General features: G+C 58.9%; 26 protein-coding genes and 1 tRNA gene. 12 read left to right on the plus strand and 15 right to left on the minus strand.

What is annotated here, in order from left to right:
* Positions 1-5 precede the first annotated feature (5 nt).
* From ACD578_RS03720 to ACD578_RS03750, 7 genes are all read left to right on the plus strand, one after another.
* Positions 6-1,310 (plus strand): LysM peptidoglycan-binding domain-containing protein, encoded by a 1,305-nt coding sequence (locus tag ACD578_RS03720; RefSeq protein ID WP_404290981.1) that lies wholly within the window; start codon positions 6-8, stop codon positions 1,308-1,310.
* 130 nt (positions 1,311-1,440) lie between these two features.
* Positions 1,441-3,354, plus strand: coding sequence for an ABCB family ABC transporter ATP-binding protein/permease (locus tag ACD578_RS03725; RefSeq protein WP_404290983.1), 1,914 nt, complete (start codon positions 1,441-1,443; stop codon positions 3,352-3,354).
* Positions 3,355-3,407: 53 nt separating this feature from the next.
* The gene (locus ACD578_RS03730; RefSeq protein ID WP_152713118.1) at positions 3,408-4,109 is read left to right on the plus strand and encodes a phosphatidylserine decarboxylase; all 702 of its coding nucleotides are present in this window, start codon (positions 3,408-3,410) and stop codon (positions 4,107-4,109) included.
* Between the two features lie 138 nt (positions 4,110-4,247).
* Positions 4,248-5,102, plus strand: coding sequence for a CDP-alcohol phosphatidyltransferase family protein (locus tag ACD578_RS03735; protein ID WP_404290986.1), 855 nt, complete (start codon positions 4,248-4,250; stop codon positions 5,100-5,102).
* A gap of 108 nt (positions 5,103-5,210) precedes the next feature.
* Positions 5,211-5,861 carry a Maf-like protein gene (locus tag ACD578_RS03740; protein ID WP_338105391.1) on the plus strand — a complete coding sequence of 217 codons (651 nt, stop codon included), beginning with the start codon at positions 5,211-5,213 and terminating at the stop codon, positions 5,859-5,861.
* An 82-nt stretch (positions 5,862-5,943) separates the two neighbouring features.
* Entirely contained in the window at positions 5,944-6,147 is a 204-nt protein-coding gene (gene yacG, locus ACD578_RS03745; protein ID WP_152713121.1) for a DNA gyrase inhibitor YacG, read from the plus strand.
* Positions 6,148-6,248: 101 nt separating this feature from the next.
* Positions 6,249-6,324, plus strand: a tRNA-Phe gene (locus ACD578_RS03750).
* 213 nt (positions 6,325-6,537) lie between these two features.
* Here the strand turns inward: ACD578_RS03750 and ACD578_RS03755 are convergent.
* The 7 genes from ACD578_RS03755 to ACD578_RS03785 all read right to left on the minus strand — a co-directional run bounded on the left by ACD578_RS03755 (position 6,538) and on the right by ACD578_RS03785 (position 12,729).
* The gene (locus ACD578_RS03755; RefSeq protein WP_404290989.1) at positions 6,538-7,896 is read right to left on the minus strand and encodes a tyrosine-type recombinase/integrase; all 1,359 of its coding nucleotides are present in this window, start codon (positions 7,894-7,896) and stop codon (positions 6,538-6,540) included.
* Positions 7,874-8,245, minus strand: a complete 372-nt coding sequence (locus ACD578_RS03760; RefSeq protein WP_404290991.1) for a helix-turn-helix transcriptional regulator — start codon at positions 8,243-8,245, stop codon at positions 7,874-7,876. The genes ACD578_RS03755 and ACD578_RS03760 overlap by 23 nt, the downstream gene beginning before the upstream one ends.
* Positions 8,246-8,329: 84 nt before the next feature.
* On the minus strand, positions 8,330-8,827 hold the full coding sequence (locus ACD578_RS03765) for a hypothetical protein (protein ID WP_404290993.1): 498 nt from the start codon (positions 8,825-8,827) through the stop codon (positions 8,330-8,332).
* Positions 8,828-9,183: 356 nt separating this feature from the next.
* The gene (locus tag ACD578_RS03770) at positions 9,184-10,011 is read right to left on the minus strand and encodes a hypothetical protein (protein WP_404290995.1); all 828 of its coding nucleotides are present in this window, start codon (positions 10,009-10,011) and stop codon (positions 9,184-9,186) included.
* Positions 10,012-10,064: 53 nt separating this feature from the next.
* Positions 10,065-10,364 (minus strand): hypothetical protein, encoded by a 300-nt coding sequence (locus ACD578_RS03775; protein WP_404290997.1) that lies wholly within the window; start codon positions 10,362-10,364, stop codon positions 10,065-10,067.
* Between the two features lie 112 nt (positions 10,365-10,476).
* Positions 10,477-11,109: an SGNH/GDSL hydrolase family protein gene (locus ACD578_RS03780; protein WP_404290999.1), complete on the minus strand. Its 633-nt coding sequence runs from the start codon at positions 11,107-11,109 to the stop codon at positions 10,477-10,479.
* Between the two features lie 246 nt (positions 11,110-11,355).
* Positions 11,356-12,729, minus strand: coding sequence for a cytochrome P450 (locus ACD578_RS03785; protein WP_404291001.1), 1,374 nt, complete (start codon positions 12,727-12,729; stop codon positions 11,356-11,358).
* Between the two features lie 349 nt (positions 12,730-13,078).
* Between ACD578_RS03785 and ACD578_RS03790 the strand changes: the two genes are divergently transcribed.
* Together ACD578_RS03790 and ACD578_RS03795 are read left to right on the plus strand one after the other, a co-directional pair.
* Complete coding sequence (locus ACD578_RS03790; RefSeq protein ID WP_404291003.1) at positions 13,079-13,729, plus strand: HAD hydrolase-like protein; 651 nt, start codon at positions 13,079-13,081, stop codon at positions 13,727-13,729.
* Between the two features lie 54 nt (positions 13,730-13,783).
* Positions 13,784-14,197 (plus strand): VOC family protein, encoded by a 414-nt coding sequence (locus ACD578_RS03795; protein WP_404291005.1) that lies wholly within the window; start codon positions 13,784-13,786, stop codon positions 14,195-14,197.
* 75 nt (positions 14,198-14,272) lie between these two features.
* Here the strand turns inward: ACD578_RS03795 and ACD578_RS03800 are convergent, their stop codons facing one another.
* Both ACD578_RS03800 and ACD578_RS03805 read right to left on the minus strand, forming a co-directional pair.
* Entirely contained in the window at positions 14,273-14,599 is a 327-nt protein-coding gene (locus ACD578_RS03800) for a hypothetical protein (protein ID WP_404291007.1), read from the minus strand.
* A gap of 38 nt (positions 14,600-14,637) precedes the next feature.
* Positions 14,638-15,162 carry a DUF6398 domain-containing protein gene (locus ACD578_RS03805; RefSeq protein ID WP_404291009.1) on the minus strand — a complete coding sequence of 175 codons (525 nt, stop codon included), beginning with the start codon at positions 15,160-15,162 and terminating at the stop codon, positions 14,638-14,640.
* Positions 15,163-15,338: 176 nt separating this feature from the next.
* Between ACD578_RS03805 and solA the strand changes: the two genes are divergently transcribed.
* The 3 genes from solA (at position 15,339) to ACD578_RS03820 (ending at position 19,109) form a co-directional block, all read left to right on the plus strand.
* Positions 15,339-16,481 carry an N-methyl-L-tryptophan oxidase gene (gene solA, locus ACD578_RS03810; RefSeq protein WP_404291011.1) on the plus strand — a complete coding sequence of 381 codons (1,143 nt, stop codon included), beginning with the start codon at positions 15,339-15,341 and terminating at the stop codon, positions 16,479-16,481.
* Between the two features lie 650 nt (positions 16,482-17,131).
* Entirely contained in the window at positions 17,132-18,241 is a 1,110-nt protein-coding gene (locus ACD578_RS03815; RefSeq protein ID WP_404291013.1) for a hypothetical protein, read from the plus strand.
* 709 nt (positions 18,242-18,950) lie between these two features.
* On the plus strand, positions 18,951-19,109 hold the full coding sequence (locus ACD578_RS03820) for a hypothetical protein (RefSeq protein ID WP_404291015.1): 159 nt from the start codon (positions 18,951-18,953) through the stop codon (positions 19,107-19,109).
* Here the strand turns inward: ACD578_RS03820 and ACD578_RS03825 are convergent.
* The 6 genes from ACD578_RS03825 to ACD578_RS03850 all read right to left on the minus strand — a co-directional run bounded on the left by ACD578_RS03825 (position 19,069) and on the right by ACD578_RS03850 (position 25,122).
* Entirely contained in the window at positions 19,069-20,610 is a 1,542-nt protein-coding gene (locus ACD578_RS03825) for a hypothetical protein (protein WP_404291017.1), read from the minus strand. The genes ACD578_RS03820 and ACD578_RS03825 overlap by 41 nt on opposite strands.
* 594 nt (positions 20,611-21,204) lie before the next feature.
* Positions 21,205-22,161: a site-specific integrase gene (locus tag ACD578_RS03830; protein ID WP_404291019.1), complete on the minus strand. Its 957-nt coding sequence runs from the start codon at positions 22,159-22,161 to the stop codon at positions 21,205-21,207.
* Positions 22,162-22,513: 352 nt separating this feature from the next.
* Positions 22,514-22,891 carry a nuclear transport factor 2 family protein gene (locus tag ACD578_RS03835; RefSeq protein ID WP_404291021.1) on the minus strand — a complete coding sequence of 126 codons (378 nt, stop codon included), beginning with the start codon at positions 22,889-22,891 and terminating at the stop codon, positions 22,514-22,516.
* A 34-nt stretch (positions 22,892-22,925) separates the two neighbouring features.
* Positions 22,926-23,288 (minus strand): DsrE family protein, encoded by a 363-nt coding sequence (locus tag ACD578_RS03840; RefSeq protein WP_404291023.1) that lies wholly within the window; start codon positions 23,286-23,288, stop codon positions 22,926-22,928.
* Between the two features lie 136 nt (positions 23,289-23,424).
* Positions 23,425-24,135, minus strand: a complete 711-nt coding sequence (locus ACD578_RS03845; RefSeq protein WP_404291025.1) for an NAD-dependent deacylase — start codon at positions 24,133-24,135, stop codon at positions 23,425-23,427.
* A gap of 144 nt (positions 24,136-24,279) precedes the next feature.
* Positions 24,280-25,122 (minus strand): hypothetical protein, encoded by an 843-nt coding sequence (locus ACD578_RS03850; RefSeq protein WP_404291026.1) that lies wholly within the window; start codon positions 25,120-25,122, stop codon positions 24,280-24,282.
* Between the last annotated feature and the right edge of the window lie 18 nt (positions 25,123-25,140).

Below are 25,140 nucleotides of genomic sequence, written 5' to 3' on the forward strand. Positions count from 1 at the left end.
GCACCATGGCGCATCCGAAGGAAATCAAAGGTACAATTGCGTTGCTGGCCGCCGCCGCTGCAGCCGTTGTCGCAGTCCTTCTCGGAGTGCTTTACTGGTCCTGGTCCGACAAGCCAGGGACCTCGCAGAACGCCGCTCCCGCCCAGACGGCCCAGCCATCCGCTCCGACCCAGGCGGCATCGGGCCAGCAGGCGGCGGCCAAGCCGGCAGCTCCGAGCGAGGCTCCCCCGGCCCAATCCAAGGGTGGGCCTCTCGCGCCTTCCTTCGACTTGGTGCGCGTCGAGCCTGATGGCGAGAGTGTGATCGCAGGGCGCGCCGCTCCCGGTGCGACCATCGAATTGCTGAGGGGCGATCAGGTTCACGCCCGCGCCGCGGCCGATGCCTCGGGCCTGTTCGCTATCGTGCCTCCGCCCCTGCCGCCCGGTTCCCATCAGGTGGTGCTGCAATCCATCGCCCCGGACGGCACCCGCCAGCGCTCCGCCCAGAGCGTGACGGTCGTCATCACCGACGCCAAGACGCGGCCGCTCGTCACTCTGACGGCTCCGGACAAGCCGACGGTGGTTCTCTCCAATCCCGAACTGCCGGCAAAGGTGGCCGAGGAGCCCAAGCCTGAAACGAAGACGGCCGAAGCCAAGCCGGCAGAGCCTCAGCCGGCTCAGCCCGGGCCGCAGCAGGCCGGCGTCGCGCCGACGGTTTCTCCGCCGCCGGCTCCTCCTGGGCCATCGGCCCCGCGGCCCGAGATCAAGATCGTGACCGTCGAGGCGGAGGAGGGGAAACTCTTCGTATCCGGCCTGTCGGCACCCGGAGCGACCGTGCGCCTCTACCTCAACGAGAGCCTCATCGCTCCCGGCGGGGCGGGCGGCGACGGCAAGGTGTCCTTCTCGATCGGCAACGGCGTGAAGCCCGGCGATTACCGGATCCGCCTCGATGACGTGGATCCGGTCTCGGGTCAGGTCAGGTCCCGTGCCGAGGTCGGCTTCAACGTGCCGGTCCAAGTGGCGTCCGTGCAGCCGCAGGCTCCTGCATCGCCTCAGTCGACCAGCCCATCCGCCCAGCCTTCGCGAGAGGTGGCCTCCGCCTTACCTGAAGGTCAAATGGCCAGTGCCGGAACGATCGTGATCCCCAACATCAACACCACCATCGTGTCCCGCGGCGACAATCTCTGGCGGATCAGCCAGCGGATCTACGGCAAGGGCTTGCGGTATACAGTGATCTATGGTGCGAACCAGGAGCAGATCCGCAATCCGGACCTGATCTATCCCGGTCAGGTTTTCGTGCTGCCAGGCGAGCAGGGGCCGAAGAGCAACTGAAGCTTTCCCCGCTGAAGCCCTCCGATCCCATGCGATTGTCCTGGTAAACTGGAACAATTACAGACTCGGGGTGAATTCATCCTGCCGATCGCCTATATCGAGGTCCGATATTTCGATTGGATTCTCGCGTATGCCTCCCTCCACCGCCGTCCCGACGACGAGCGTTGCGGCGCCAAAGCCCAACGGCTTGGCAGCCATCTGGACAAAACTCTGGCCTTATATCTGGCCTCATGGCAGGCCCGATCTCCAGCGCCGCGTCTTCCTGGCCTTCGGGCTCCTGCTGGTGGCCAAGGGCGTCACCATGGTGACGCCGTTCGCCTTCAAATGGGCGACGGATGCACTCGTCGCCGCGACCGGCGGCGCGGGCCAGGGCGCCGAGGCAGCGGCCACAGCCGGGTCCTGGATCTGGAAGGCGCCGATCCTGCTGACCGCGATCTACGGCCTCACCCGCATCCTCATGGCGGTATTGACCCAGCTGCGCGACGGTCTCTTCGCCAAGGTCGCCATGCATGCGGTGCGCAATCTCGCGTTGCAGACCTTCGAGCACATGCACCGCCTGTCCCTGCGCTTCCATCTGGAGCGCAAGACCGGCGGCCTGACCCGGGTGCTGGAGCGCGGCCGCGAGGGCATCGAGGAACTGTCGCGCCTCGTGGTGCTCACCCTCGTCCCGACGATCTTCGAGTTCATCCTCGTGCTGGGATTGCTCGCCTGGGAGTTCAACTGGCTCTATTCCGCCGTCGTGTTCGCGATGGTGGTCGTCTATCTCGCCTATACCTACAAGGCGACCCAGTGGCGGATCTCGATCCGCAAGCAGATGAACGATTCCGATACGGACGCCAACACCAAGGCAGTCGACTCGCTCCTGAACTACGAGACGGTGAAGTATTTCGGCGCCGAGCAGCGGGAGACCGCCCGCTATGACCGTTCCATGGCGGGCTACGAGAAAGCGTCGACCCAGACCTATACTTCGCTCGCCGTGCTCAATGCGGGCCAGGCCGTGATCTTTTCCATCGGCATGGCCATCGTGATGGTTCTGGCAGCGCGGGACATCATGGCGGGGCGGGCCTCCATCGGCAGCTTCGTGCTCGTCAACGCCATGCTGGTGCAGCTCTATATTCCGCTGAACTTCATGGGAATGCTCTATCGCGAGATCAAACAGGCTCTCATCGACATCGACGACATGTTCGCGATCATCGAGCGCAACCCGGAGATCCAGGACAAGCCCAGCGCCAAGCCGCTCCAAGTGGCCGAGGGCGTTGTGCGCTTCGAGGACGTGCATTTCGCCTATATACCCGAGCGCCCCATTCTCAAGGGCGTGAGCTTCGAGGTTCCGGCCGGGCATACGGTGGCCATCGTCGGCCCTTCGGGCGCCGGCAAGTCGACCATCTCCCGCCTGCTGTTCCGCTTCTACGAACCCACCAGCGGCCGCATCCTCATCGACGGACAGAACATCGCCGACGTGCAGCAGGCGTCCCTGCGCAAGGTCATCGGCATGGTCCCTCAGGACACGGTGCTCTTCAACGACACCATCGGCTACAACATCCAGTACGGCCGCTGGGATGCGACCCCGGAGGAGATGAGGGAAGCCGCCCGCCTGGCCCAGATCGACCGCTTCATCAGCCTCCTGCCGGAGGGCTATGACACGCCTGTGGGCGAGCGCGGCCTGAAGCTCTCCGGGGGAGAGAAGCAGCGCGTGGCCATCGCTCGCACCATCCTCAAAAGCCCCCCGATCCTGGTTCTCGACGAGGCGACCTCGGCGTTGGACACTTTTACCGAAAAGGAGATCCAGGACGCCCTCGACCGGGTCAGCCGGGGCCGCACCACCCTGGTGATCGCCCACCGGTTGTCCACAGTCATTGGCGCCGACGAGATCATCGTCCTCGACCAGGGGAGGGTGGTCGAGCGCGGCAATCATACGAGCCTGCTCGCCCATGGCGGGGTTTATGCCGCCATGTGGAACCGCCAGCGCGAGGCGGATCAGGCGCGCGAGACCCTCAAGCGGGCCGAAGAGGAAGAGCGCAGCCCCGAGAGCGTGGCAGGTTGACGGAAACGCTCCCGCCTGCCATCCCCACGCAAACTCTCTGAGGCTTTACCGATATGACCGATGTCCTGGAATCGATGCGCCGCATCTTCGTGCCGATCCACAAGGAGGGCTATCCCTTCATCCTGATCGCGCTGTTTGCGACGATTGTCCTGGCTTGGCTGTGGTCGCCGCTCGGTTGGATCGGCACGATCCTGACCGTGTGGGTCTGCTATTTCTTCCGTGATCCGCCGCGGGTGACGCCGATCCGGGAAGGCCTCGTCGTCTCCCCCGCCGACGGCCGGGTGAACCTCATCACCACCGCCGTGCCGCCGGCCGAGCTCGACCTCCCGCCCGAGCCGATGACCCGCATCTCGGTCTTCATGAACGTGTTCGACTGCCACGTGAACCGCTCGCCGGTCACGGGCCGGATCGCTCAGATCCTCTATACGCCGGGCCTCTTCCTCAATGCCGAGCTCGATAAGGCGAGCGAGGACAACGAGCGCAACGCCCTCGTGATCGAGACGGCGGGCGCCAAGATCGGCGTGGTCCAGATCGCAGGCCTCGTGGCACGCCGCATCGTGTCCTTCGTGAAGGTGGGCGAGGCCTTAAGCACCGGCGAGCGCTTCGGCCTCATCCGGTTCGGCTCCCGCCTCGACATCTTCGTGCCGCTCAATGCTCAGGTGCTCGTGGGCCTTGGCCAGACGGCGGTCGCCGGCGAGACGGTGCTCGCGGACCTGACCGCCAACGAGCCCGCGCGCCAGTACCGGGTGGGCTGATCATTGCGCCTGCAGGGGAGAAGACCTTCCTGCGGGTCCTTTGGACGGAACCGTCCACCGCGGTTTGCGCTTCTTCCATCACCCGCAAACTGCCCAGCTCTGCTTGCCGCTCGGGCTGGCTCCTCCTAGGTTGTTGCCATGAGTGACCTTTTCCCGCCCTTCGCCCCGGACCCGAACGAACCGCGCAAGCGGCTCTTCAAGCCGGTTCCGTTCCGGATGATCGCCCCGAACATCATCACCTTGATTGCCCTTTGTCTGGGGCTCTGGGCCATCCGGCTGGCCTTCGACGGGCAGTACGAGAGGGCGGTCGTGGCTGTGATCGTGGCCGCCTTCCTGGACGGCGTCGATGGGCGGATCGCCCGCCTTCTCAAGGGGACCTCCCGGTTCGGCGCTGAACTCGATTCCCTGGCCGACTTCCTGAATTTCGGTGTCACCCCGGCGCTGATCCTCTACAGTTTCGTCCTGCACGAACTGGGGCGGGTGGGCTGGATCGGCTCCATCGTGCTCGCGATCGCGGCGGCTCTTCGCCTGGCTCGGTTCAACGTCATGATCGACGATCCCAACCGCCCCGAATGGAAGAAGAACTTCTTCGTCGGCATGGCGGCCCCCATGGGCGCCATGTGCGCCCTGCTGCCGCTTTACCTGTCCTTCCTTGGCATCCCCATCCAGGACTCCTCCGTTGCGCCCGTCATCCTGATCTATGTGGTGGGCATCGCGTTTCTGATGGTTTCGACGATCCCGACCTACTCGGGAAAGACGATGGGCAAATATGTGCCGCGCCAGTGGGTTCTGCCGATCTTCGTCCTGTCCGTCGCAGCGTTCGGTCTGCTCGTCAGCTTCCCCTGGGAAATGCTGAGCTTGATCACGGTCGTCTTTCTCCTGACGATCCCGATCAGCGTAATGCGCTACCGTAAGCTGGACCGGCACGACACCACGAGCGATGCCGAGGACAAGCCGTCCCCGTCCGGAATCGAGCCGCCGCCTGTCGCTTGATCGACTTGATTCAACGGTCCCCGGTGCCATGTTGCGCCGTGTAAAACCTGATGACGTTGTGAGTGTTCTTGAGGGGTCCTGAAAGGATCCCGGAGCGTGGAGAGAAAAGTGGCGTCTTCTTCAGAGGTGTCGAATCCCAGCTGGCGTCCGAAGCTCGTTCTCGCGTCCGCCTCGCCACGCCGGCTCGCTCTCCTGCAGCAGGCCGGCATTGAGCCCGATGCCCTTCTGCCGGCTGATGTGGATGAGGCTCCCCTGAAGAACGAGGGCGCCAAGGAACTGGCCAAGCGCCTGGCCCGCTCGAAGGCGGAGGTGGCCCGGAAGGTCGCCCGCACCCGCGACGACCTGAAGGATTCCTACATCCTCTCCGCCGACACCGTCGTGGTCGTCGGCAAGCGTGTCCTGCCCAAGGCGGAGCTCGTGGATGAGGCAGCGGCGTGCCTGAGGCTGCTCTCGGGCCGCGCCCACCGGGTCTACACCTCCATCTGTCTGATCACGCCAAAGGACTCCGTCCGTGAGCGTCTGGTGGAAACCCGCGTCCGCTTCAAGCGCCTCTCCCGGGACGAGTTCGAACGCTATCTCGCCTCGGGCGAGTGGCGTGGCAAGGCGGGCGGCTATGCCATCCAGGGGCTCGCCGGCACCTTCGTGGTCAAGCTGGTCGGCTCGTATTCCAACGTCGTGGGCCTGCCTCTCTACGAGGCGGCAGCCCTGCTTGACGGGGAGGGGTATCCCGTCCGGTTCAGCTGGCTCAACGCGGCCTGAGCTTCCTTTCCGGCATGAGATCGGCTTGCGAGAGGGCAAGTCAGCGACCACGTTGCCATTCAGCAAGGAAAGGAGGCGAGCCATGAACGCCGCCAACGAAAACAAGCCCCTGGCTTCATCCGGCAAGTGCCCGATCTGCGGCAAGCCTAGCCAACTGGAGTACCGGCCCTTCTGCTCCAAGCGCTGCGCCGACGTGGACCTGAACCGCTGGCTCTCGGGCAATTACGCGATTCCAGCCGTCGAGAGTGAGGAAAGCGATCAGGACGAGGACGACCGGGAAGCCTGAGTACATTTCCCGCAATTTTTGTCGCCCGAACCGCTGGACATGCGATCCATGTCTGACTATACACCCCTCCACGACGCGCACGGCTTCGCCGCGCATCGGATGCCCAGGTAGCTCAGTTGGTAGAGCATGCGACTGAAAATCGCAGTGTCGGTGGTTCGATTCCGCCCCTGGGCACCACTCCTTCTCCGAAAGCCTTATGTCTCAAGGGTTTGATCCCGGGAAGTTTCCCACTTTTGTGGGATGAGCGAACTGAGTGGGAAACTTTTGACCTCCTTCCGTTCTCGACATAGTCAATTTTGAGCCTCTGAAATCGTCCTCGTATTTCGCATGGCGTACGAAAAAGCCGCCTCATAGGGCGGCTTCGGAAATTCCACAATCCTCCAGTCCGAATCATGCGGCAGCAAGCAACTGCTCGACCTGCTTAAGGATACTGTCATCGATCTTGTCCTTGGCGCTTTCGAGCAGCTTTGTGAGGGCCTTCATCCGGGCTTCATCGGTGGTTCCAGCAGCGCCATGCTTCGAGAGCCACTTGTCAAAGACGGCCTCGGCGGCCCGCTCCCGGAGGTACTGACGACCATAGCGCTCGATCTCTTTCATCGTCCGATGGCCCGTCACCGCCATGATCTCGAACGGCGTATGATCGTCCATTATCATGCGTACCACGCACGCCTTACGCATGCCGTGGGAGTTGCAGTGGGGGAGGCCCGCCTCTGTGAACCACTTCTTCATCCGGTTCGAGAAGCCCTTTTCAGTGAACGCCTTGCCCCACTGGTTGAATACGATAGCGGTCACGCCATCAGGCCGAGGCGTCTCGTCGAGCACGGCCTGGAGGGCTGGCACTACTGGGATGAAAGCTGTAACCGGGTTCTTGTGCCGGTTCTTCTTCTGCTCGTAGACGATCATCTTACGACCGCCGACCTGCCGGATGTGCCGCAGGTCGAGGTTGCTGGCATCGCTCGCCCGAGGACCGCCATATAGAAGAAGTTCGAGGGACAGGCGAGCCACGGAGCCGGGTTGATGATAAGCCCGGTACTGCTCTATCTCCTCAATCGAGACCGTGTGATAGCCGTTCGGGTTTGACGAGGCGACCCGCTCCGCATCCTTGGCAAAATTAGTGGAGACGAGGCCCGCCTTTTTGGCGAACGTCAGGACCGAGCCACAATGGATCAGCATGCGGTTGGCTGCTTCGTGCCCTTCTGTCACTGTGTGCAAGGTTGTACGCCCGGTGACTGGGTCCACGTGCGCTTTTTCGATGTGCCTGAGCTTCCGCTTTTTCAACTCTTCGAAATCCTGGGTTGTCAGCGAAGCGATGGGCTTGTCTCCAAATTTTTTGGATGATCCCGGCTTGATTGGTTGATCAAAAGTCGCCTCCAAGATCGAACGCTGGATGCCACGATAACGGGCGCTGCCAAGGCCGAGATGTGCCTCCGACCTGAAGAACTTCTGCACCAGCCAGCGCCACGTTTGTGGGGTCGCAGGAACGATAACAGGCATTTCGGGCGGCTTGGCCACTGCCAGTGCTGTCTTGCCGTCAAGGGCATCGGCGACCTCGCGCCGGAACCCGGTCTCATCGTCAATAGCTGTCCGAATGCGAAATTTGGGACCAGTCTTACCGTCCACCTTCTTCCAGACGTAAACGCGCGCATTGCCATAGCGGTCGAAATCTACGTAGCAATGTTGGCCGCCGAGGTTCTTGACTTTCGTCTTGAACCCCTTCCGGCCTTTCTCAGTGGTATACTGCTTGCTCACGCAACGACCTTCCAATCGTCGTCATCCTCTGAGGTATTCCGCGTCTCGCCGCCCTGGCGGGGAGCTTGCGGAAGGCTTTCGCCAGTTCAACGGCATCCCAGCGGACGCAGCCCCTGGCCATACGGGCGCGTGGCATTTCACCAGATACGACCATGCGGTCGAAGGTGGATACCGACACCCCAACGAGTTCGGCAGCTTGCTCCCGAGTAAGCCCGAGCGGCAAGACGCCTTGAGGGAGATGGTTCAGCGGCATGCCGCCAGCCAATGCAAAAATCGTCAATGAAAATACTCGAAGATGCACCGGCAAAAAGCCGGGACCGGGAATGGCTACCCAATCTTCGAGATTCAACGGAGAGGCGGCTCCAGAGCATCTTATTCATTGTCTGCGACTTCTAATGCTACACGTACGATTTCCGTTTGCCTCAGAGTAATCTTAGATAGTTGTCAGGTGAGTGAAAACTTGGCGCATGTATATGTCGGCATGTAGACGGAGCGAATTTTTTATAATATTAATATTATCAGTGTCTACTTCGAATATGTTGGGATTTATTAGTAAGTATTTCTCTTTCCATTCAAGGATATCCTCGTCAGATGTCTCCGAAATGACAATTTCACGTAGAAAGTGCCAAGCCTCCCAAATGGACTTGCCGCCATCCCATGCATCAAGCTCAATTGCACTTATCTGCGCGCACTCGATTGCTGTTGCGATAAGTTTGTTGTCGAGATTATCCGGCCTCGGCAGGCGGTATAAAAACGAAAAATGATGTGTGTAGCCCGGATAGCCACGCAGGAATTCAATGTCTGCATCTGAGTCCTCTTCAGTAATCGCGAACCAGACCTGCATCATGTTGCAGCAGTTCCAGAGGAACACGTGCATTGGCGAAACAGTAATCGGAACAAAACCCGGTGTCATTGTGGAAATTTCATGCATGTTTGGTCCCCATAACCATTAGGCGTAGCGTATTGTTAGAACGCTTGGAGAAAGCGCCCGTTGGTTTTTCGTATTAGGAAAGTGTTCGAAGAATGCCTGCGCTTGCTTCGCTGCTGGGCGATTAGATAGACGGCGTTCGAAACGGCTGCAACAAATAAATTATTCCGTTTCGGAATAATGAAACTAAATCATAAAACTGATATTAGCTTTTAATTGAGAGTATATTTAAGCTGAATGATAATTACTTTTATCATATATAGCGCATGCTGAGCAAATGTATCAGTGCATTCGCCTTTCACATCCCCATACTTCATTGGCCTCGTTCAGCACTTATGCATCCGACCTTGAACGCTGCTTCACGAGTCATGCACCGTCAGAACCCGGCATGCGAGGTCCTTAATCCCCCACTTCGGTGTTTCCTCCTGCATCAGGCCAACCTGAAAAGCGAAACTCTTCACCTCGCCAGGAGGCACATACACGTTGGTGTAACCGGACACCGTACGCACCTGACCAAGCTCATTCACGAGGCCAGCACACGTCAGGCTGATTGCCGTCAAAACCTTGTTCGAATGATTGTTGATCAGCCCCTCAGCAATGATCTTGCGCCGGTCGATCTTGGTGCGATCTCCCACACGCGCATTGATCTGGACATCCGTCTGGGCAATCAGGACGTCCCCGCTGTTCTTCGGCTTCACGATGTTGGCTCGCATGAGATCGCCTTCGTCAAGCCGAACCACGGGATCGCACAGAAACGAAGACGGGATCGCGTCCGAGGCTGCGTCACGCAGCCAGAACGAGATGCGTTTGCTTTCGTTCGGATTGATGAAACCCGTCGAGGCCACAGGCGTCGTGAGTCTCCAACGCTCGTCCTCGTCGGGCCGTTCATACGAACACTTCAATTGAAGATCGGAAACCCGCGCAATTGCTCCGTTGAAGACGGTACCGATAGCTTCGCGATCCCCATACTTCTCGAAGACGATCTGAAGGCCCTGAGCCAGGACCTTGCGCTTCTGGTCCTGGACCGCATCGTATTCCTGGTTACGAAGCTCCATCTGGTGGTAGTGTTCGACCGGATCGCTGGTTAGCCAGTTGTGGACGTAAAGGATTAGGCCGAGGATCAGAAGCGGCTTCAGAAGAGGACGAAAAAGCACCCAGATGATGCCGCCGACAATTCCACCCCACATCTCATCGGTATCCTGAGATAGCAAAGCCCTTTCTTGGCAGAACCGGACTGCGATCAGGCGTCGTCAAATATGATTTCCGCGACACCCACAGTGAAAAGCTGGCCATCAGGAGTTCTGATCTTGAAGGACGGTACCGGCTCAATCTGGACGCTGCTCACCGTGGCTCTCGTGCCCGCCGGATAACCCGCGACTTGAGACCTGAGCACCACTGGCCGACTTTGATGCCGCTCCGAAAAAGAGGAGTCTCGACGGATTGCCTCGTCCCAGGGGAGCGAGAACCATTCGAGGATTGCACCTCCGGTCAGCCCGACTGGCATCCTGACCGATGCGCTCTTTGAAGCTTTGGTCAGCATGAGCGAGAACTTCGGGGCAACGCGGAGCCTGGAAAAGCACCTGTTGCAGCGGTGGCCCGTCCTAGAACGGTTACGTCGGGCTTTGGTGGCCATAGGGCTTGCTCGCCAGCAGTCAGCATGTGTAGACGAGTGATTTCGGCACGGTACTGTTCCGTGTCGCCACGTTCACAATGGCCGCAGCAATCTTCTCGCCGCCCTTCGAGGATGGTTCTATGGGATTGGCGTAATCGTCGGGTTCACCGCATACCAATCGCAAGTCAATGACAGGCAGACCACGCCGAAACGCCTCACGCGTCATGACATCATTGAACATCGAGAGGGCAGTCGTGTTCACGCGCTGCTGCATCTCAGAATCGGCATATCCGTCATAGATCAGACAGATCGCTGTCGGTAGCTGCCGCTCCATGACAGCATCGAGCATGGCTCGATATTCTGTAGCGAACTTCTCCTGGACAGCCGAGAGCTTCACCAGCGCCTCTGCAACAGACCGAACGCTGTCGAACAGAACGTGGGCCGCATTGAGTGCATCGTTTCCACCTACGGAAATGACGATATTAGAGGTGTCGCTCGGCAGGTTTCGAAGCTGGTTGCGCACCTCGCGGGTTACGGCCCCGTCACGCGCGAGGAGAGAGACGCTCCAATTGGTGGGAATCCGTGCACGCACTTGCTGGATCACATCAGGCTGACCAGGAACATAGGCTGCGTTGTCGAAGATTGAGTCTCCAAGGAGGGCGATATGATACATGACCGCTCAGGCATCCTTTAGCGATAGTGACTCGTGCGCGCTCTTGCGCACGAGCAAACTTCTAACAGGTAGCCTAGAACCCAATTTCGTCAACGAAACTGCTGGTGTGAATCAGCCTACATCTCGCCATTGAGCCGAGGTTTTCGCAAGCAGCGTCTTCAGGGCTTGGTACTTCTGCGTACGTTCAGGTGATCAATGGCACGTTAGTCAAGCGGGTGCTCTCACGATGTAACTGGGTGAGCAAACTCAGGGACGTGTATATGGTCTCACCCAAACACCGCCTTTCGGGCGCAGAGTGATGGAGGGCAAAGGTCTTACAGGGTGTCCTTTAACCCGCTCGATCCTGAACTGCTGCACCATCGTCGCGAAAACCAACACTGATTCCATCATTGCAAAGCGATTGCCGATACAGACCCGAGGCCCGCCACCGAAGGGAAAGTAAGCAAAGCGGGGAAGCTGCTTTGCCAAGTCACCTCGCCACCTGCCGGGTTGGAACTCCTCGGGCTCCTCGAAGTAGCTGGAGCTACGGTGAATGACCCATGGACTCATATAGATCGTGGTTCCCGCTGGAACTGCGTATTCGCCGATCTCGCAGTCATACAACGCCTCTCGCCCGATAAGCCATGCGGGCGGGTAAAGCCGCATGGCCTCTAGTAACACATGCTCCGTTGAACGAAGACGCGGGAGGTCCTCTACTGTGGCCGGTGCACCACCCAGGGTGCCACTCACGTCAGCCGCTAGTTCTTCCTCTAAATCAGGATGCTCAGTTAGAAGGTGCCATGTCCATGAGAGCGCCAGTGCGGTGGTCTCATGCCCTGCCAGGAAGATCGTGATTGCCTCATCCCGAAGCTGCTGATCCGACATTGGCTGTCCGTGCTCATCCCGAGCCTGCATCAGCATAGAGAGAAGATCGGCTGTCTCCTCGCCTTGGGAGCGTCGCTTGCTGATCATCCGAGCGATCACCTGCTCAATCTTGCGCAGACCTCGACGGTAGCGAATGTGACCAGGAAGCGGAACGCTATCGGAGATCACGAAGGGGCGGGCCATGCGCGTGGCAATCTCCTCGGCAAGGACATTCACTGCATGATCGATCTCATCAATATCCTCCTCGACCTCTGACCCAAATAAGGTCTCGGCGGCGATCCGGAGCGTCAGTCCCATCATGTCCGCATGAAGATCACGCTCTTGTCCGACCTCCCACCCGGCGAGCATGCGTTGAGTTTGTCGGACCATCACCTCGCCGTAGCGGGCAAGCCGTTGGCCTGTGAAGGCGGGAGCCGCGAGACGGCGCTGGCGGTGCCAGAAGTCACCTTCACTCGTCAGGAGACCGTTGCCGAACACAGCCGTAACCTGACGCCAGAAGAATCTGTTCTTGACGAAATTACGGTGATCCTTGACGAGCACGTATTCAACAAGCTCGGGATCACTGATCAGAAGCATGGGCCATGTGCCCAGGCGCAGGGCGACGGCATCGCCGTATTCACGATAGCATTGCGTGAAGAAGCCCAGCGGATCGCGGGCAAGGTGGCCGAGATGACCAAGAACCGGAAGCCCTCTTGGCCCACGAGCTTCTCGCCGAGCTAAGACCGCACCTTCGGATGATGGTTCAGATGGGCGCATGGTGTCGGCTCCATCGGACAGTTGAAGAGATTTTCGGCACCACTCTGCATTATACGCTGTTTCAGGCTGCTCGGAATTCTTCTCTGCTGGTGTATGTTGCCCGATCTCAAAAGCAGCCGTTGCCGATAGGGGACTGCCAAAGCTGGGTGGTGTGCTGGCTTGGATTGGGTCCGCAAGCGATCAGGCCCGCGATTTAGTCTCTTCGTCATGCCATCCACACGGAGGGCCGCGAGTTCCTCATCCAGGGTGGACATGGGCTGGGAAACAAGGTTGAGAGGGGCTTGCCTCCATCGGTTGGTTCTCATCAGGTGGGGAACATTGTACCGCCAGCCTTGACCCAGGAGCCTCCGTGTTTGCCATCCTCGTTGATCTTGACGGCACCATCATCAACTCTGCGCCGGGGATCATCGGCTCGTACCAGCATGCCTTACGGTGCATGGGAGTGGATTGCCCACCTGCCGAGGACCTCACCTGGGTTGTCGGCCCACCCTCCCGGCGCTCCTTCCCGAAGCTGATCCGGCCCGACCAGGACGTGGAGGAGGCCGTCCGCCTCTACCGTGCCCACTACGAGGAGCATGGGCTGTTTAACGGCACAATCTACCCTGGGATGCAGGAGGCGCTTACCGATCTCTATGCCCTTCCGGCGCGCTTGTTCGTCTGTACGGCAAAGGTCCAGAGCTTTGCAGAGCGGATCATTGAGCACTTCGGCTTGGGGCGACTGTTCGAGCGGGTGTACGGAGCGGAACCTGATGGCAAGTTCGACGACAAGGGCCTGCTGATCGAGCACATCATCGGGGTGGAGCAAATCGACCCCAGCCGGATGGTGATGGTCGGAGATCGCGCCAATGACATGCTGGCCGCCGCGCGGCATGCCATTCCCGGCGTGGGAGCCCTGTGGGGCTACGGCAATGAGACTGAACTGATGGAGGCAGGGGCAACCATCCTGTGCCCTTCACCCCATGACCTCGCCGCTGCCATTAGAAACCTTCTCCAGGTCTGATTGGCATCGCACAGCGCAGGACAGCGTTGGTTCAACGATAGCGAGGAGCCACGTATGCCGAAGCTGACCCGAGTTCTTGAAACCGCCCTTTACGTTGCTGACCTCGACAGGGCTGCGGCCTTCTATGGTGAGGTACTGGGGCTGCCCTGCATTCACGAGGACCACCGGATGGGGGCCTACGATGTTGGTGGCAACGGTGTCCTTCTCCTCTTCCCACAAGGTGGATCGCTCAAGCGCATCGAGACCCCTGGCGGCTCCATCCCGCCCCATGACGGCCACGGTCCCATGCACGTCGCCTTTTCGATTCCGCCGGATGAACTGGAGGAGTGGCAGCGGCATCTCACGAAAGCAGGTGTCGCACTGGAGGGGCGGACGCAGTGGCCGAGAGGCGGGGTAAGCGTGTACTTCCGTGATCCAGACAACCATCTGCTGGAGATTGCGACGCCTGGACTGTGGAAAGAATATTAGGGCGAGAACAACCACGTCATTTATATGCGCTCACCCAAACAAGCTCTTTCGCCTGAAACGGCTTTCACCGTCCCTTTAGCCACCCTGCACCGTCTGAAGGTTCATCCCATCGATAAGCTCGTCCCGGCGCGCTTCAGATGCACGGATTTTGCTGGTGATATGCTCCAAGGAGCCTCGGCTCGATCCCAGCAGGCCGATCCCGGCCAGCGTCGCAGCAATCCCGATCACGAGAATGAGGGCATCGGTCCGGACAAACCCGGATAGAGACGCTCCGACCAACAGGACACCAGCTATGACCGCCAGCCGTGCCACAATCATACTCTTCCGGCATCGCTCCGCCGCATCAGACAGCGCGTCGATGTCAGCTTCGAGATCGGCAATCTGTTGATGGAAGTCGGTCATTCAGGCGCGCCACAGATCAATGAGTTTTGAGCAACAATCTAACCTTGTTCCCGATCAGCGGGAATATAGGGGATCATACCCTTCTCAAAGGCAATCTCCTGAACCTCCCGTGGCATGTCGCGGAGGTCCACCAGCAGGCCGTTCACCTCGGCCATCCAGACCAGCGGGTTCTTCTCCAAACGGCTCGGCAGCAACCATTTCGGGTTCATTCGGTGGGCATCGAGCGCTCGCGAGATCACCTGTGCCTTGGCGCTCGCCGTACTTTGCCCAACCCCGAATCCAGCGCAGACATCGGCCATGGTCATGTAGGGCTTGAATGACTTGTCCGAGAGAAAGTTGATTTGGCCGAGCACGTAGATGATGCCACAGGCCCAGGTACGGGGCTGGCCAGAAGAGACTGGGCTTGGCCGCTTTCGGCAGAGCGCGGCCACCATATCCCGCGCCAGTTCAAGGTACTCATCGTCCAGATGATCCCGGCAGAACGCATCCGTCAGAGCGGTGATGGTGTCGTAGGTCGCCTGCATGGCTTTCGGCACGGACTTGGAGTGGGTGAGTTTCGCCATATCAAACCATTGCGCGTTCATTGCCTGATCTGTGCTGGCCCGAAACGTCGGACCGGCCCCTGGTCCAGCAATTATGGCATGGATGATCCCCTCGTGCAGGATCGTTGCGCCGGGGCCACGAGCGGATAAACTCGCCCAGTTAGAACCAGGATGTTCGCGAACGAGGTCACATCGGGATGAAGAGCTTTGATACCATTGTGATTGGCGTAGGCGGGATGGGCTCTGCCGCCTTGTGGCATTTGGCGCGCCGGGGTCAGAAGGTGCTGGGCATCGAGCGGTTTGATCTCGGCCACAGCATGGGCTCGTCGCACGGCCTGAACCGGATCATCCGTCTGGCATATTTCGAGCACCCGAACTACGTGCCGCTTCTGCGTAGGGCCTACGAGCTTTGGCGGGAGACCGAGCAGCTTACCAAGGAGCAACTCCTGTTCGTGACTGGCGGGATTGATGCAGGAGCGGAAGACAGCCGGATCGTCCAGGGCGCATTGATGGCGTGCCGGGAGCACGACCTCCCTCACGAGGTGCTGACCGCCCGTGAGACGACGCAGCGATTCCCCGGCTACAAGCTCCCTGACCAGTATGCCGTTGTCTACCAGCCTGACGCGGGCTTCGTGGCATCGGAACGCGCCATCCTGGCCCACGCCTCCCTTGCCGTGGCGGCTGGGGCGGAAATCCACGGGCGTGAGAAGGTGCTCGCCATCGAGCCTGCCCAGGGGCGGGTGGTGGTCGTGACCGACCGGGATCGCTACGAGGCAGGGCGGGTCGTGGTGTCAGCGGGCGGATGGATTTCAGACCTCATCCCCGCGCTGAAGACCAAAGCCGTGCCGGAACGCCAAGTCCTGGGCTGGTTCCTGCCGCAGAAACCGGACCTGTTCAGGCCAGAGAATTTCCCGGTCTCTAATATTTCGAGCGAGGTGGGGCACTTCTATCAGTTCCCAACCTGGGGCATCCCCGGCTTCAAGATCGGGCTCTATCACCACTTCCATGAGACCGGCCACGCCGACGAGCTTCCCCGCGAGCCGACACCTGCCGATGAAGAGGCTCTTCGCAAGGGCATCCGGCATATGTTCCCCGATGCCGATGGCCCGACGCTACGGCTTGCATCCTGCCTGTTCACCAACACTCCGGACGAGCATTTTGTGATCGACACCCTTGCCGATGCTCCGGAGGTTGTGGTTGCCTCGCCGTGTTCAGGGCATGGCTTCAAGTTCGCAAGCGTGATTGGAGAGGCACTGGCTGATCTCGCCACCAATGGGTCGAGCAGCCTTGATCTGTCGCTGTTCAATATCCAGCGGTTTGATCAACCTGAACCGACCTGATTGGGAGGACTACCAAGAATCTCTGCCGTGTCACCTTCCGGCAGCTTAGTTTCGAAGTTCGATCAGCATTTCCAATCGCGAGGGATATTTGGGAAGGGATTGAACTGCTCTCCCCAGATCAGCGCCTCCTCCATCGAGCGCGGACGGTGCGGGCTTGTCTCGGTATAGGCCCACTATGCGTCATCCAGGGCGCGGGCGGTTTGGGCATCCTGGCAAAGGACCTCGATCTCTAGGACTGGGATGATTGGAACCTGCTTGACCCCGATGATCTCGACGGGCGCGTGCTTGGCACAAATAGCTTTCAGGTCGTCTCTTTCTGCTTTGTAGACGGATAGATTTACGACGCAGTCGGGCCTGTTGAGTTTGGCAGGATGGTTGTCGATTTGACAGGATTGCATTGCGAGCCTCGAAACTGGTGCTTCGAAGTATTTATCCATCGCATCTGGGCCATTTCCAAGCGTGCAGTGATCGGTGACGCTGGCATGTCTCGTGGGACACAAGGTCCAGGTTCATATTCTCGGTCGCAACGACCGTGCGAGGAGATGTCGATTAATCAACTAAACGAACCCGTTGCTACTGTTCGAAATGAAGGAATGGCATTACTCACGAGCCAGTGATCACCTAGTTTACAAGAATATCGCGGGGCGAGAATGGAACGGCTGGCAGACCTGGATGAACTGGTCCTTCGGTGCCGAAACGACGAAGCGAAAAGCTATATTTCCGAAGCTGTGGGTGCCTACAGAAGTGCTTGTTATAGGTCAGCCATTGCTTCGACATGGGTGGCGGTCGTTTACGACTTAATAAGTAAAATTAGAGAGGTCGCAATTGCAGGCAACAATGAAGCCAAGCAATTCGCTGAGGACCTCAGCAAGATTTATGAGGAAATTCACCAAGGGAGCAGCACGGGAATTCAGCGTGCATTGAAAGTTGAACGGGAAATCCTGGAAACGGCAAAATCTAAGTTTGAGCTTCTGGATCAGATACAGTTCGAAGATTTGTCTCGCCTTCGGGATGATAGGAACCGATGCGCACATCCGACATATCATCTTGCTGGCAGTCCTTACCTGCCCAGTGCGGAGCAGGCACGTCTGCACATCCGTAATGCCATTTCGCACGTATTGAGCCAACCTCCCGTTCTCGGAAAAGCGGCCACCGCCGCCCTGGTCACCGTTGTCTCGTCTGATTACTTTCCAGATGATGGGGGCCGCGCCAAAATACAGCTTCTGGAGTCCGGGTTCGGGCGGCCTAACCTTTCACTGGTCAATGGTTTCATCGACGCTCTAATGTTTGGAGCCGTCGAGAAAGGCAATCCGCTCTACCTGAAGCGGAAAGCCGTTGTCGCACTTGCGGCAGCCGCCAAGATTCAACCCGCCCAAGCTGAGGCTCGAATTGTCTCCAACATAAACAAACAGATCAAAAGCACCCCGGAACAGAATGTTGTTCAATTCCTGCTGGCAGTAATCGTGATGGTGCCTCAAGTGTGGGACTCGTGCAATCAATCAACCCGAGACATGCTGGTAGAGTTCGTCAAGAATGAGAAACTGTCTATATTCGTGAAAGGATTAGACGACATTAAGCAGATTCTGATTTGCGCGCGGCCCTTGAAGTCCGAATTGGCGAAATGCCGACCGAAGATTTGGAGCAAATCCTCAGCAGCTATCAGGAGCCTACTGTCATCACCCGGTGTGTCGATTTATTCTCACAGTCCTCGAATTGGTACGTCGCACTCGGACGCTACAAGCGCCTCATTTTCCCGATAATATCCAAGATCACAAAAGAACACGTCCATTATGTCCTGGATGCCACGTCTAAGAAGCAGAATGATTTGAGGGGTAGTACAGGCTTCCAGGAATTTCTCCAGGCAATTCTACAGCGCGGCCTGTTCACACGAGAGCAAATTCTCGAAGTATTGAGCGCTTACGGACTGCCTGAGTACATGCCTGATGATAAGGGTGAAGCGGCTGACGACGATGACATCCCGTTCTAGGAATGATGCGCCAATAACCTTCTTGTCATACATGTGGTCAGGCCCAGCCTGAAAAGCGACTGAATTTTCAGGCGGCGGTTCTATCAAAGAACACTCAAGAGCTAAAGGTCACTCCATGCTCCTGAGGGAGATCAAACGATAACCCCCATCTATATCTTAGCAGGGATTGCTGGGTTCTAGGAAAGAGGCCGATTAGGATCAGACTCTCGGAAATTCAGGATGGTCTCCACCAGACGGCTTCGGTTCGCGAGTAGTCTTCGAGAGCAAGGTCGCCAACCGCTTCGTTGCGAGCTTCCTTTCCCTTTTGCTTCCGGATTTACATCGAGGGCGGCTGCGGGTTGGGCTGGGCGAAGGGCATTCGGCGGCGCTCGAAAGCCTCCCACGTGATTGTCGGATCATCATTCGGATCATGTGCTGGTAGCTCGCACCTGGATGTTCATCTGGACCGCGCCCAAGGCAATAAGCGCTTGGACAGTCCACCCATGTTCGATGCGAAGGTCGAGCAGATCAAGCGGGCGTTGATGGCGGGTCGAGGTATCCGTCAGACGGCCCGCGAGACCGGTGCGAGCACGACCTCATTCATGCGGGTTGCCCGGTCGATCACGGTTGAACAGGACTGTCCGGAGATGGTGGCGGTGTGACCGGCTGCCCGCAGATTGTCGTCGGTTCCTTGGAAGCCTTGGTCGGACGACCCGGCTTCCGCCGGTAAATTCCCTGACGCTCCTCCTCAGCCTTGTCTTTGCTACGCTTGCGCTGCTGCCGCTCTGCATCATCTGCCCGCTTCTGGTCCTTGCGCTCCTTCAGGCTGCGCGGGTCTTCGGGTTCAGAACGGGGCCGACCACGGCCAGAACGGCTCATGTCGAGCAAGCCTGCTTCTTCAACCGGAACGAGTTCGACAGTGCCCAGTCCGTGCTCGGTAAGATAGGCGGCCAGCGCCTCGGCCTGATACCGGTCATAGAGGTAGACATTGTAATCGCCGGTCGCGTCCGGGTTCCGCAAGTCTCCACGGAATACAAACTGCAAAACGTCCTCGATCTCGCGCGCCCGCTCGATCTCCTCACGGTTCAACCCGAACACCTTGATGAGAGGCTCGTCATCTGGAAGTGCTTTGCTGCTGTAGATGAAGGCGCAGGATTTATGGTGCATCAGGCCGTTGGTGCCCTCGGCCTTGGGGGACACCATGTCGCCTGAGAGCCGCTCGTAGAAGTAGTCCGTGACCACTTCATTACCTGACCAGTAGCCAAGCGACACCTTCTCCAGATACCGACATACCTTCGCGAGGCATTCGCGACCTTTACCTTTGCCTTTGCCTTCCCAGAAGGTGCTCGCCCCACGATGCGCTTGCGTGAAGTAGTGGATCAAGACCCGCCGAGACTGGCGGGGGCGACCAACGACGTGAACGTCCTCGATCTCGATCTGCCCTGGATAGAGAGCTTCTATCGCCTTGGCGAAGATGCTGTGGTGATAGCTGGCTCCCGCAATCGTCACGCTGTCGGCAGTCTGCAACTGAAGCGGCGTCCACACTGACCACCAGTGCAACTTGCGCCCGCGTAGGCGCAGATCGGTCCAGTCCTGGACATCCACATACACGCCCTGGGCGGTACGTGCCCGCTTATCGAGCGGCACCAGTTTCCCCAGGAGATCATCGTGTAGCACTGATCGCGTTCCCGGCGCATCATCCCGAACCTGGAGCCTGGACCATGGGGTGCCTGGAATCGGGTCAAGGCCGAAGCTCTGCTTAAAGTAGCTCGCCGCAGCCTCGACTCCCATCTTGCCCGCCAAGACGGCCAGCGGCATCTCGTCGATTTTAACGTGCCATCCGGCAAGATTGTCGAGGTCGGCACTCATCATGCCTTCATGGGTGATGAGCAGGATGACGTGCTCGTCGTCCTGGTGCTTCTCGATGGCTTCAACAATCCGCTCAGGCACGGGCCTGGGACGGGACTGGCCGCTATAGATCATGCGTACGAGGGGTGACGTTTCGGAGGCTGCCGCCAAAGTCTTCAGGTCGTGCTCGCGTTCCTTGATCAAGCTGATGCGTGGAGATGCGAGAATGTAGCGGCCTGGACGATCAATCATCTCGGATAATAAGGCCCATGTCTTCCCGCAGCCGGGAGGGCCAGAAACAACTTTAATCTTCATTATTCAAAAATGGCTCTTAATCAATAAGCTAAATGTAATCACGTCACGTGTTTATTTCAATATAATATTAGCGTGACGGAATTATTGTTTGGCTGAGGAGCAGGGAGAAAGGGAGTCGAGGACCGAGGCGGCTGCCGAGGCCCGGAGGCTGCCTTCGCCTTGCTCCTTGGCCTTGGGTGCTGACGCGTGAGCGGCTGCACCCATCCCGTGAGGGACTGAGGTTCAATCCGGGAGGTTCATCGAGGAGATCAGACGCGCCACCGAGCCCTCGCGCCTTGTCGCTCAGGTCTCGTGGCGGTGCTGAGATGTCCTGCTGACGGGCGACAAGCGCCCCTCCGCAGCACACCTCAGCTTTCTCTGCTTCATGTCACCAAAAGAACTATCCTATATCAGCGGCGTAGCCGCCGTGGAAACACGTGAACGACAGAATTACGCGGGCGACCTTAGCGCAGGAACAGCGGCGGCGTCATCGAACAAGGCGGCGAACTGGAAGAGGCCCCAATCGGATGACGGGTTGATGGCGTCTAGATTAGCCGATCACCCAGTAGATTGATGATAGGAAGCAAAGCTCGCCCTGGCACTTACCACGAGAGACTACAGACCCAGATCGGAGGTAACTGCACTCGCAAAAAGGTTTCCCTCGCGGATGTATTTGCGGAGCACGTCCATATTCTTATGGCGAGTGGTCATGGCGATTTTGCGCTCTTCGACACCACTGCGAGCGGCTTGAGTTGCGAAGCCAGCGCGGAGGCTGTGGCCGGAATAATCGCCTTCAAGACCCGCCCGTCCAGTGAGCTTCTTGACGATGAGGGCCACACTCTGGTCCGTCATACCGGCTTTGACATTGCCGTGCCTGTCAATGGCCCTGAAAACACGACCCTCGGTGATGCCAGCCCGCTCCAAGTAGGCTTCCAAGTTGGCGACAGGACAAAGGTTTGTACTGGTACGTGCGACAGCGATCACCTGACCTTCCCCATGCTGATCTCCTTTGGAACGCCGGATCACGATCCGAACTCCCTCGGGCGAATAAGTAAGGTCCGAGACTTCCAGCGCGACAATCTCGGAGCGCCTCAGAGCGCCTGCCATCCCCAATAATGCAAGGCTCTTATCTCGCTGACCTGCCAGTGATTTCGACGTATTGCTGAGCGCACGCTCTAGCAATGGTGTGGTCAATGCCGTCACCTGACGTTGACGGACTGTCTTGGTGCGACGGAGCCCATCCATCACGAGTGCTATTTCACGACAGCGAGTGTCGAAGGGGTAGTCGGCCATCCGGTGGGCGGCTGCAATCGCGGACAGGCGACGGTTGAGAGTCGCCACCGCATAATGGTCCTTATGTGCTGCCAAATAGAGGGCGACGGTCCGAGGTGGGGCAGGGAGTGCCTGGAGGCCCATATCACAGCACCATGAGGAAAAGTGCACCCAGTCATTCCGGTAAGCGCGCACAGTGTTGGCTGAACGCGCATGTGAGGCGATCTCGGCAGCGTCTTGTTCGAGCCTGATCAGGTCAGGCGAGGGGAGAGTATGCGAAACAATAGAAAGGTCGATCATCAGCTTCTCACTAGCTATAGATCGTCTTATCATTAGTTAGGATTTTGGCTAGGAAACTGCTGCTCGCGCAGCGTGCTATCAGAGTGTAGCAAGCAGCCTTATAGCTTCGACAACGCAAGCTAAACCGTTTGCCTCCAGTAGGTTGAGTCCACCCAGAAATCACTCCGATGATAAATTAATGTATGGGTGGAATATGCCGATCTGATCACCGATGCGGACAGCTTGCGTGCGAGAAATGTGCCCGCCGCTATGCAGGCGGTGTCGTTCGACGCATGCTCAGAACAGAAGCTCGCAACCTGTGCGTCGTCGAGATCGATCTTGCACGGTCGTCGCTCGCCGGGAAATTCCGGGATCAGCCGGTCCGCTGTTTCCGGTACGAGTTCTTTACTGCGATCATTCCGTCCCTGAACGTGAACACATCGCAGCCCTGGACTTCAACGCGAGCGCCATCCGGCCCGGTTGCCGTGAACACCCACTCTGAGACGCCGCGATCCCCAGCAATGAAATGCCTGGGGTCATTCCATCGCGCATCGGGAAAGGTAGCAAAGACCTCCTCGATCCCACGGCGAACTTCGCTCTGGCCTTTATAAACGGTCCCCTTCACGTCAGGTCCACGACTGGCCTCGAACACACAGCCTTCCGTCATCATCGACAGGATTGCATCCGTGTCGTGCCGGTTCCAAGCCGCCGCAAAGTCGTCGAGGAGTGCAATGGAAACGGTGTTTGGCATCTGAGTTCCCATCCCGACTCGTGTTCTCACCGGGTCAGTAGACGATGTTCCGGTCGCATTCCATGATCAACCGAACCAAGGTTGGCGGGGCTCCCTTCTCATAGGGAACACCTTGGAGGTCCTCATCGGTTACTCCTCGTGCGGCGCAGGACCCGCCCGAGAGGTAGAGACGACCGCCTCCAGCGATAATCTTCAAATAGTGTTCGTTCAGCGCACCTGTGCCGAGCCCTGTCAGAGCATTCCGCACGGGTTCGCGCAGCAGTTGGACAGCATCCCCTGCCAGGAAGACATGAACCTCATGTCCCGCTTCAACCGCCGCCGCTGCGACAAAGAAGGCGAGGGTCGCCTTGGTCGGGTTCTCAGGCCCGCAGGTGACGTGGACAAGGAGGCTGGGCATGAACACCTCACCTAAGGATGCAAATGAGGACATTGCTCAGCATCAACTATGCGCACGATCATGCGGTGCGCCAACGTCCCGGTGCGACTATTCTGGATGAGGTGCTTTGGAGGGCCGAACGAGGCACCGTCGCTCCCTAAGCTCTTCCGCACGAGAGGACCTGCTCGACCCAAGCCGGGACAGCTTCGCCCGCTGGTCCATATCGCCTCTCGTCGAACTGTCGGGCATTGTCCGAGGGTTCCAAATTAATCTCGCAAGTGCGGATGCCATGCCCTCGCGCTTCTGACACGAACCCAGCAGCCGGGTAGACCGAGCCTGAGGTGCCGATGGCGACGAACAGGTCGGCTGCGAGGAGAGCATCATAGATCGCATCCATCTCCAGCGGCATCTCGCCAAACCAGACTACGTGCGGCCTCAATCCTCCAGAGCGGCAGCAGGACGGGCAGGGGACCTCGACGCTCAAATCCTCACGCCATGTCATCGTCTCGCCGCAGGCTGTGCAACGTGCCTTCAATAGCTCTCCATGCATATGTATGACCTGCTTTGATCCAGCCCGCTCGTGCAGATCGTCAATGTTCTGCGTACACAGGAACAGGCTGCCACCGCGCTCCACTAAACCGGTTTCTAAGTGGGCAAGCGCCAGGTGCGCGGCGTTAGGCTCCGCCGACAGGAGGTTCTGGCGGCGCATGTTGTAGAAGCCATACACCTGATCAGGATCGTGGGCGAAAGCCGCTGGCGTGGCGAGCTTCATCGGATCAAAACGCGACCACAGCCCATCCTTATCCCGAAAGGTGCCCAGGCCGCTCTCGGCTGACACGCCAGCCCCGGCCAGTACAAAGACGTTCATCAGTTTCCTCCACAGAGGCTATTCATAGAGAGCCGAGAGATAGTGATCAGTCATCAAGTGTGGTTCGGGACAAATCCTGGGGCAAGTACTGGAGACGGCAGGGCCATATTATCCGAGCGCTTCCCCACTTTCACCTGAAGCTCCTCAGTGGACCGCTCCCGTCCGCACCGGCACCTTGACCTTGAATCCGACCACCGCATCGAAGAGGGCAGTCTTCCGGTATACGGCAGGCCGCATCCAGTCGGCCTGGACTTCATCATCTCGGCGGGCCATCTCCATCAGCCCGAACCACGTGAGCGGGCGGAGTACGCGGCTCCTCATAGCAGGCCCCGAAAAGTCCCTGACCGTATGGTCGAGACGCTCGTCGCGTACAGTGCAGACCTGAGCAAGCATGTCGGCATCCAACCAGTTGTTGGCCGCCGCTGACAAACACCAGAGCACAATGCCGATATGGTCCTGCGGCCAGTGCTCGACTGGGAACCGGTCGAAGTAGCTGAGGCTGACCCGCCACAGGGTCGCCTCGAACAAGAACGCAAAGAGATCGGCAGATGCGTTCGGATCAAGAAGGGCTTGAGCCTTCTTGGTGGCGATCAGCATCTTTCCACGACGGCGCAGCAGGCCCGCCATTTGGAGCACGATGCGGGTGACATGAACCGGCAGGGCATCGGCTTCGTTCAGCACCCGATTGACGGCAAGCACCTCATTCTTGGCGTAGTCGGGCCAGTCGATCAGGTCAAAGAGGGCTCGCGTATCAGCCCGTGACAGGGCACCGGCTGCGGTCAGGGGCAAGCCGCCTTGTGCGGCAGCCCGTTCAATCACCTGACGGGCTGCCATGACCAACGGGACAGCGCTGATCTCGTGCCGCGCTCGGTTCGGAGTGAGGAAAATGCCCTCAGGTAGGCCGCGCCTTGGTGCGCCCACAAGCGCATGAAGACCCTCTCGATCCAGAAGCCGCCAAGCGGGAATGAGGTGGGTTTCCGCTGCCATGGTGACGCTCGCAATGGC

Source organism: Microvirga sp. RSM25 (assembly GCF_044784385.1).
Classification (GTDB): Bacteria; Pseudomonadota; Alphaproteobacteria; order Rhizobiales; family Beijerinckiaceae; genus Microvirga; species Microvirga tunisiensis.

What these genes read in the sequence shown, in the direction of transcription:
- ACD578_RS03720 (WP_404290981.1), top strand. Translation starts at nt 6, where the DNA reads ATGGCGCATCCGAAGGAAATCAAAGGTACAATTGCGTTGCTGGCCGCC.
- ACD578_RS03725 (WP_404290983.1), top strand. Translation starts at nt 1,441, where the DNA reads ATGCCTCCCTCCACCGCCGTCCCGACGACGAGCGTTGCGGCGCCAAAG.
- ACD578_RS03730 (WP_152713118.1), top strand. Translation starts at nt 3,408, where the DNA reads ATGACCGATGTCCTGGAATCGATGCGCCGCATCTTCGTGCCGATCCAC.
- ACD578_RS03735 (WP_404290986.1), top strand. Translation starts at nt 4,248, where the DNA reads ATGAGTGACCTTTTCCCGCCCTTCGCCCCGGACCCGAACGAACCGCGC.
- yacG (WP_152713121.1), top strand. Translation starts at nt 5,944, where the DNA reads ATGAACGCCGCCAACGAAAACAAGCCCCTGGCTTCATCCGGCAAGTGC.
- ACD578_RS03765 (WP_404290993.1), bottom strand. Translation starts at nt 8,827, where the DNA reads ATGCATGAAATTTCCACAATGACACCGGGTTTTGTTCCGATTACTGTT.
- ACD578_RS03770 (WP_404290995.1), bottom strand. Translation starts at nt 10,011, where the DNA reads ATGTGGGGTGGAATTGTCGGCGGCATCATCTGGGTGCTTTTTCGTCCT.
- ACD578_RS03775 (WP_404290997.1), bottom strand. Translation starts at nt 10,364, where the DNA reads ATGCTGACCAAAGCTTCAAAGAGCGCATCGGTCAGGATGCCAGTCGGG.
- ACD578_RS03780 (WP_404290999.1), bottom strand. Translation starts at nt 11,109, where the DNA reads ATGTATCATATCGCCCTCCTTGGAGACTCAATCTTCGACAACGCAGCC.
- ACD578_RS03785 (WP_404291001.1), bottom strand. Translation starts at nt 12,729, where the DNA reads ATGCGCCCATCTGAACCATCATCCGAAGGTGCGGTCTTAGCTCGGCGA.
- ACD578_RS03795 (WP_404291005.1), top strand. Translation starts at nt 13,784, where the DNA reads ATGCCGAAGCTGACCCGAGTTCTTGAAACCGCCCTTTACGTTGCTGAC.
- ACD578_RS03800 (WP_404291007.1), bottom strand. Translation starts at nt 14,599, where the DNA reads ATGACCGACTTCCATCAACAGATTGCCGATCTCGAAGCTGACATCGAC.
- ACD578_RS03805 (WP_404291009.1), bottom strand. Translation starts at nt 15,162, where the DNA reads ATGGCGAAACTCACCCACTCCAAGTCCGTGCCGAAAGCCATGCAGGCG.
- solA (WP_404291011.1), top strand. Translation starts at nt 15,339, where the DNA reads ATGAAGAGCTTTGATACCATTGTGATTGGCGTAGGCGGGATGGGCTCT.
- ACD578_RS03815 (WP_404291013.1), top strand. Translation starts at nt 17,132, where the DNA reads ATGGAACGGCTGGCAGACCTGGATGAACTGGTCCTTCGGTGCCGAAAC.
- ACD578_RS03820 (WP_404291015.1), top strand. Translation starts at nt 18,951, where the DNA reads ATGTTCGATGCGAAGGTCGAGCAGATCAAGCGGGCGTTGATGGCGGGT.
- ACD578_RS03825 (WP_404291017.1), bottom strand. Translation starts at nt 20,610, where the DNA reads ATGAAGATTAAAGTTGTTTCTGGCCCTCCCGGCTGCGGGAAGACATGG.
- ACD578_RS03830 (WP_404291019.1), bottom strand. Translation starts at nt 22,161, where the DNA reads ATGATCGACCTTTCTATTGTTTCGCATACTCTCCCCTCGCCTGACCTG.
- ACD578_RS03835 (WP_404291021.1), bottom strand. Translation starts at nt 22,891, where the DNA reads ATGCCAAACACCGTTTCCATTGCACTCCTCGACGACTTTGCGGCGGCT.
- ACD578_RS03840 (WP_404291023.1), bottom strand. Translation starts at nt 23,288, where the DNA reads ATGCCCAGCCTCCTTGTCCACGTCACCTGCGGGCCTGAGAACCCGACC.
- ACD578_RS03845 (WP_404291025.1), bottom strand. Translation starts at nt 24,135, where the DNA reads ATGAACGTCTTTGTACTGGCCGGGGCTGGCGTGTCAGCCGAGAGCGGC.
- ACD578_RS03850 (WP_404291026.1), bottom strand. Translation starts at nt 25,122, where the DNA reads ATGGCAGCGGAAACCCACCTCATTCCCGCTTGGCGGCTTCTGGATCGA.